Genomic DNA, 672 nt, shown 5'->3' on the forward strand with positions numbered 1-672 from the left:
CAGCATCACATCCATTAGGATCACGCTAAACTCTTCTGTCATCAATGCATGATAGCCATCTAGACCGGTTAGGTGATGATCAACAATAAATCCAGCTTCGGTTAAGCCTTTTTTTATATACTCGCCTAGTTTCAACTCATCTTCTACCAGTAGTATTTTCATAGTAACCCCTCAACACGATTATGATTATTTGACATCCTAATCAATATAGATGACAAAAACGTTTTGTAACTGACAAAAATGTCATGTGCTCGTAATCAGATTGTCAGTCTTCTTTTGCTAATCTATATGAATGAAACATAGTTGCTCGTTCCTAATATCTAGCTACTACGAATTATTTTCACAGGTAATCAATTTAAACGCCTAATAACTTACAAAAGAGGTTTTATATGAAAATTCACGGTTCATTCAAAAAAGTAGTATTGCTATCGGTATCTGTACTTATAGGTATTACTACTGCTAATGCGCATACTACTGATCTAAGTACTTCAATCATCAATAACTGCGACGCTGTTACTGACTTTGCAAAAAACTTGGATCATAACGATGCTCAGCTTTCTAGCGCCCAAATGAAAAGCTATATCGATGCTAGAGTGGCTTGTGAGATTGAACACAAAGATCAACATCTACAGTCTGAAAAATACTTTATTAACAAATATGGTAGCGATAAGT

1 protein-coding gene is annotated in these 672 nt (G+C 35.0%); it reads left to right on the top strand.

From position 1 onward, the window contains the following. Positions 1 to 389: 389 nt before the first annotated feature. Positions 390 to 672, top strand: a 283-nt coding sequence (locus tag ACS8FC_RS17990; protein WP_102093213.1) for a hypothetical protein, incomplete at its 3' end; no start/stop codon positions are given.

It is taken from the genome of Psychrobacter sp. 1Y4 (assembly GCF_051847555.1).